The following is a 6,778-nucleotide window of genomic DNA, read 5'->3' on the forward strand; positions in this document are numbered from 1 at the left end:
TTTTCTATTGGACAAAATATCAACAAAAATTCATAATAATCTTTAGATTTCAAACTTTATTGGAGGTAAAAAAATGGACTCAAGAAGAGATTTCCTTAAAAAATCTATTTTTCTTGCTGTTGGAGGTCTAACTTTAAAAAACGCATTTGCTGATGAGGTTCCAACTATTGATTTTCAAGAATATCCCAAAACGGTCAAGTATCCGGAGAAAACAGACTTAATAATGTATTCAGATAGACCACCTTTACTTGAAACACCAAGAAGTTACTTTTCAAAAGCCATAACACCAAACGATGCATTTTTTGTAAGATGGCATCTTTCAAATATTCCAACAGAGGTAAATTTGAAAGAATGGAGACTAAAAATAACAGGAAACGTAAAAAATCCTGTAAGTTTATCTATGGAAGATTTAAAATCTCTGTTTGAACCAGTATCCTACTACGCTGTATTACAATGTTCTGGAAATGGAAGGTCCTTCTTTGAGAAAAGTCAAACATCTTTAGGAATTCAGTGGAAACATGGAGCGATGGGTAATGCTCTATGGACGGGAGTAAGACTTTCTGACGTTTTAAACTATGCAGGAGTAAAAAAAGATAGTATTGAAGTAGCGTTCTCAGGTTTAGATAAAGCTCCCTATCCGGAAACTCCTAATGTAGAAAGGTCTTTACATATAGATAAATGTTTATATGAAGATTTAATTCTTGCATACGAAATGAACGGAGAACCAATACCGATGCTTAACGGCTTTCCACTTAGGTTGATAGTTCCCGGATGGTACGCTACTCACTGGATTAAATCCGTTACAAATATTATGGTTTTAAATCAGGAGCTAAAAAATTTCTGGATGGAAACGGCTTACCACATTCCGGATAACGCATGTCATTGTGTAGAACCAGGTGAAAAACCAAAAAAAGCAAGGATGATAACTCAAATGAATGTAAAATCTGTTATAGGAACACCTGAAGATAACACGGTTGTAAAATTGGGACAAGTAATAAAAGTTGCAGGTGTTGCCTTTGACCAAGGTTACGGAATAAGTGATGTTTTAGTATCAATAGATGGTGGTAAAAGTTGGAAGCAGGCAAGTTTAGGACCAGACCTTGGAAGGTACTCATTTAGAGAGTGGTTTTTCTACTTTAAACCACAAAATAAAGGTGAAATTAAGGTAATGGTAAAAGCTATAAATAAAAACGGTGAGACACAACCATTTGAAGCCGGATGGAATCCGGGAGGATACATGTGGAACGGTATTGATAGTATTACAATAAAAGTATTTTAAAAGGAGGTTTGCTATGAAAAAACTGTTGATATTAAGTCTTACAGCTTTATCTATAAGCTTTGTAAAAGCAGAAGAAAAAGATATTTACAAAATAGATTTACCATACTACAACTGGCAGATGAAAGAAGGAAAATATAAAGATGTGTTTGAACAAAACTGTTTAATGTGTCATTCTCCAGGATACATCTTTGGACAAGCGAAAGGAAAATCCGGAAAAGACATGTGGAGAACAGTTGTTTACCAGATGATAGACGAATTTAAAGCTCCAATTTCCAAGGAGAACGCTGAGAAGATTATCCAGTATTTAAATGAAAATTACACTAACAAATAAAAAGCAGAGTCCCGCAGGGGACTCTTTTTTCTCTACTCTATTGTTTGAACCCATTTTCTAAGTAGTTTTCCGTTGTACCAAAGGTTTAGAACCGGATTCTCAACAGAAGAAGCAGTCAGTACAACATCTTCAGAAGTAAACAACACAGAAACAGCTACAGCAGGCAAGTTTGTTATCGTGTAGAGTTTATTTCCATCAAAAGACAACACATCAACCGTTTTATCTGCCTTTGATAATGCCACTTTACTGTTGGATGGTGATAAGTTAGCAGAAAGTATAGCAGAAGATGAAGAGAAAGTTTTCACAGCTGATAAATCATTTATGTTTAAAACTTTTGCAGTTTTATCGTTAGATGCTGTTATTAAGTACTTTCCATCTTTTGATATTTGAATGTCGTTTATTCTTCCGTTATGAACCGGATTTGTAGAAACAACAGAGTCCGAAGTTGTATCGTAAACCATCAACTTTCCACTTTCTAAGCCTATGTATATCTTATTTAAATACCCTTTTACAACGGATATACTTTCACCGATGGATACATCTTTAATCTTATTTCCGGATTTAGCATCTATTATAAAGCCTTTTCCATCTTTTCCAAAAAGATAAACACTACCGCCATTTTTTCCAAAAGCCATATAAGATACATTAGCATCGTAAAGTTTATTCAAAACAACCATAGATGTTGAGTTATCCCAAACCAACACTTTAACAGGATTTTTCATATCCTTATATTTATAAGCTAAAGCTTTTATTGGTTTTAATCCGGTTGTGTACTTTCCATCATCAGAAACGGCAAAAGTGGTAAATTTATCAAAGTTTCTTATATCATCAGGGTCCCATAAAGAAACGTGAGGTTTTAAATCACTCAAATCCCAAAAGTATATTCCGGCTTTTCCAAGAGAAACAAAATGTTTATAATCTTTTGTTATTGCAAGAGGACCGTAAGCTTGAACGGGAGGAAGCTGAACATCTTCCAGAGTGTACTTGACATTAAACTCATCACCTTTTTTAAACTTTAAAGTAAAAGAATCCTTGTAAACGTCTTTTTCTACAGTTATTTTATGAACTCCTTCGTCCAGCTCAACCGTTGCAGGGATAGTTTCCAACTTTTTATCATCTACGTAAACAACTGCATCTTTTGGCTCTGTATCTAAGTGAACAACTGCCTTTTGAAGATTCACATTTAAAGTTGTAGTTTTACCGTACTCAATAACAACCTTTCTGGAAGTTCCTACATTACCAAGCTTAAAAATTATAAGATGTTTTCCTACATCAAGGTAATCTTTAAATGGTGTAGTACCAAGGTAGTTTCTACCTTCCATAACAATGGCACCTTGTGGAATGGTGTTTGCTTCAAGAATACCTTTTGGTCTTGGTTTAAATGACAGCTCCGTTGTTTTATCGTAGTAAACCCAAACACCAGTTTGTCTATCTCTATCAAATTCAGACGTTGCTACTTCTACATTGTACTTTCCTTCTTTCAACTCAATTTCCAAAGGAGTTTTTCCAACCAGCTTACCGTTAATGTAAACATCTGCTCCAGGGGGCTCTTTTATTGAGAGTTTTCCCTTTCCTTCACAGGAAAAAAGAAAAACCGAAAAAAAAGCTACTAAAATGACGGAAAAAAACTTTCTCATACCACACCTCTCATATAGTTAGTATTTACTAACATTATTATAAAACAAATTTTTGATTTTTATCATAAAATATTGTAAACCAACAGATAGGGGGAAAAGATGTTAAAGATAGACTATACAAACGTAATGGCAGAATTAATCGGTGAAAAGGATGGAATACTTTTTCAAGAGTTTGAAGAGTACAAATTCATCGTAGAAGAAATCCATGAAAAAATTCAAAGAGAGAGGGAAAACAGTTTTTACTTTACACAACTGCCTTACCAGGATACAAAGGAAATAAAGGCTATTGCAAAAGAAATAAGGGAAAATTTTGATTACTTCGTAGTTATAGGAATTGGTGGCTCAGCTCTTGGGAATCAGATGCTTCAAGAAGCTATCAACGGATTTAACTACAACAACTTTGAATTTCCAAAGTTTTATATCATGGATAACGTTGACCCAGAAAAATTTGGTAACATTCTTGATTTAATAGATGTTAAAAAAACTATGTTTAACGTAATAACAAAATCTGGCTCAACGGTAGAAACCATGGCAAACTTTGCCATCATTTATACGACCCTAAAAGAACTTCTTGGGGAGAATTACAAAAATCATTTTATCTTTACCACGGACCCAGAAAAAGGCTTTTTAAGAAAGTTTGGTCAAAAAGAAGGAATAAAAACTTTGGATATTCCACCGCAGGTCGGAGGAAGATTTTCAGTTTTAACAGCAGTAGGACTACTCTCAGCGGCAGTATGTAATATAGACATAGACAGCCTTTTGGAAGGGGCAAAAAGTGCGGATAAAATATGTAGTGAAAACTCTAATGTGTTAGAAAATCCGGCTTACCTCATAGGACTTATTCATTACATAGTTTCCCAAAAGAAAGGAAAATCCATATCCGTTATGATGCCATACTTTGAAAGATTATCTTCATTTGTAGATTGGTACAGACAGTTGTGGGCAGAAAGTCTTGGTAAAGAAGGTTTTGGACAAACACCTTTAAAAGCCATTGGTAGTATAGACCAACACTCTCAGATACAGTTATTTAGAGAAGGACCTAAAGATAAGATAATTACATTTATAAAAGTTGAAAACTCTTTAAGGGACTTTAAAATACCTTCTGATATACCAGACGATATTTCCTATCTATCCGGATACACACTAAAAGAGATTCTTGACATTGAACTACTTGGTACAAGAGCAGCTTTAACAAAAAGTAAAGTACCAAACCTTACAATAACGATAGATGAGCTAAATCCATACAACCTTGGTATGCTTATCTACATATACGAACTTGCAACCGGATTTACCGGATACCTATACAAAATAAATCCTTTTGACCAACCAGCGGTTGAAGAAGGTAAAAACTTTGCCTACGGCTTAATGGGAAGAAAAGGTTACGAAGATAAATTAAAAGAATTTGAAAATCTTGACAAAGAAAAGTATACCTTAAAGGTAGAATAACTTTTGAATTTTTCGTTTTTAGATTATAATAATTTCAAAACGAAAAAAAAGGAAAACTTATGAGATTTATAAACAGAGAGAGCGAACTTCAAACTCTTGAAAAAGAGTACAGAAAAAAAGGCTCTTCTTTTGTTGTAATATACGGAAGAAGAAGAACAGGGAAAACAACCCTTATTGAAAAGTTTATAGAAAACAAAAAATCAATATACTTCTTAGCAGATTTACAAAGTGAGAAACTACAACTTGATAGATTTAAAAATATAGTTTCAGACAGCCTAAAAGACGACTTATTAAAATCTCTACAAATAAACGATTGGGAAACTTTATTTAAGTATATATTCCAAAAAGAGTATGAAGAAAAAATAATAATAGTGATAGATGAATTTCAGTACCTTGCAAAAGTAAACAAAGCCATACCTTCTATTTTTCAAAGTATATGGGATACGGTTCTCAAAAATAAAGATGTAATGTTTATCATTTCAGGTTCACTGATAAGTCTTATGTATGATATAGCTTTAAACTATTCCAGTCCACTGTACGGCAGAAGAACTTCTCAAATAAGACTTCAGCCAATGAACTTTTTTAATTTTAAAAAATTCTTTAATTTAAATGACAATGATAAACTTCTTCAGTTTTATAGTGTAATTGGTGGAATACCAAAGTACATTGAGTTTATAGATGAAAACAAAGATATTTTTGAAAATATAAAAGAATCTATCCTTTACAAGAACAGTTTCCTTTACGAAGAACCAAAATTTATCCTAAAAGATGAAGTTAGAGACCCTGTTACCTACTTTTCAATACTACAGGTAATTTCACAAGGAGAACATAAAATTGGAAAAATAGCTTCAAAAGTTGGTATGGAAACGAAAAATTTAACATCTTTCATAGAAAAACTAATAGAACTTGAAATAATAAAACGAGAAATACCTATAACGGAAGAAAACCCAAATAAGAGTAAAAAGGGACTTTACTTTATAAAAGATAACTTTTTCAATTTCTGGTTTAGATACGTTTTTCCATATCAAAGTTATTTAGAAACAGAAAGATACGACTTTGTCATCAACAAAATAAAAACAGAGTTTAGACATTACGTTTCCTCAATATTTGAAGATGTTTCAAAAGATTTCTTGATACAAAATTTAGATTTACCCTTTTCTATTAAAAGAATAGGTAAATGGTGGGATAAAGATACAGAAATAGATGTAGTTGCTTTAGGAGAAAAGGAGATACTGTTTGGTGAGTGTAAATACTGGGACAGTCCTGTTGGTTTAAATGTTTTAGAGGATTTAAAAGTTAAATCAGAACAAGTAGGTTACAAAGAAAAAGATGAATACTTTGCAATTTTTTCAAGGAGAGGATTTACACAAGATTTGATAAATTTTAGTAAAAAGAATAAAAATATTTTTCTCTTCAGCTTGGAGGAGTTTTGATGGACAATATAGAAAAAGCAAAAAGGGTTATACAAGAGGCGGAAAGTGTTTTGATAACAGCCGGAGCTGGAATGGGAGTAGATTCTGGACTTCCGGATTTTAGAGGAAGAGAAGGGTTTTGGAAAGCTTACCCTTACGCAAAAAAACTTGGACTTAACTTTCAAGATTTAGCAAATCCAAGATGGTTTATAGAAAATCCTAAATTAGCATGGGCATTTTATGGTCACAGATTGAATCTTTACAGAAATACAAAACCTCACGAAGGATTTTATCTGTTAAAAAAGTTGGTAGAAAGTAAAAACAACGACTACTTTGTATTTACTTCTAATGTAGATGGACAGTTTCAAAAAGCCGGTTTTGATGAAAAAAACATAGTTGAAATTCACGGAAGTATCCACCATTTACAGTGTATATTACCTTGCTGTGATGATATCTGGTCAGCGGAAGAAGTAGAAGTAAAAGTTGATATGGATAGTTTTACAGCGTTAGAACCTTTACCTGTGTGTAAAAACTGTGGAAGAATCGCAAGACCTAACATCTTGATGTTTGGAGATTTTAGCTGGATACCAACAAGAACGGAAAGTCAGGAGTTTAGATATAGCATTTGGTTAGAAAAAGTGGTGAGTAAAAGTAAAGTACCAAACCTTACAAT

Annotated in this window: 6 protein-coding genes; 5 read left to right on the forward strand and 1 reads right to left on the reverse strand. The window is 33.0% G+C overall.

Annotated features, from left to right (window positions below; genetic code table 11):
- Nucleotides 1-73 precede the first annotated feature (73 nt).
- Together NE054_RS00480 and NE054_RS00485 are read left to right on the forward strand one after the other, a co-directional pair.
- Nucleotides 74-1,279 (forward strand): molybdopterin-dependent oxidoreductase, encoded by a 1,206-nt coding sequence (locus tag NE054_RS00480; protein ID WP_297887062.1) that lies wholly within the window; start codon nt 74-76, stop codon nt 1,277-1,279.
- Nucleotides 1,280-1,292: 13 nt separating this feature from the next.
- Entirely contained in the window at nt 1,293-1,610 is a 318-nt protein-coding gene (locus NE054_RS00485; protein ID WP_297887064.1) for a cytochrome c, read from the forward strand.
- A gap of 32 nt (nt 1,611-1,642) precedes the next feature.
- Here NE054_RS00485 and NE054_RS00490 read toward each other — a convergent pair whose 3' ends face one another.
- Nucleotides 1,643-3,247 (reverse strand): PEGA domain-containing protein, encoded by a 1,605-nt coding sequence (locus NE054_RS00490; RefSeq protein WP_297887066.1) that lies wholly within the window; start codon nt 3,245-3,247, stop codon nt 1,643-1,645.
- A 99-nt stretch (nt 3,248-3,346) separates the two neighbouring features.
- On the opposite strand from NE054_RS00490, the gene NE054_RS00495 reads away from it, so the two are divergent.
- The 3 genes from NE054_RS00495 to NE054_RS00505 all read left to right on the forward strand — a co-directional run.
- Nucleotides 3,347-4,693, forward strand: coding sequence for a glucose-6-phosphate isomerase (locus NE054_RS00495; protein ID WP_297887068.1), 1,347 nt, complete (start codon nt 3,347-3,349; stop codon nt 4,691-4,693).
- A 59-nt stretch (nt 4,694-4,752) separates the two neighbouring features.
- The gene (locus tag NE054_RS00500; RefSeq protein WP_297887070.1) at nt 4,753-6,126 is read left to right on the forward strand and encodes an ATP-binding protein; all 1,374 of its coding nucleotides are present in this window, start codon (nt 4,753-4,755) and stop codon (nt 6,124-6,126) included.
- On the forward strand, nt 6,126-6,778 hold a 653-nt coding region (locus NE054_RS00505), incomplete at its 3' end, for a Sir2 family NAD-dependent protein deacetylase (protein WP_297887072.1). The genes NE054_RS00500 and NE054_RS00505, both read left to right, overlap by 1 nt.

The sequence above is a fragment of the Sulfurihydrogenibium sp. genome (genome assembly GCF_027448985.1).
Taxonomy (GTDB): Bacteria; Aquificota; Aquificia; order Aquificales; family Hydrogenothermaceae; genus Sulfurihydrogenibium.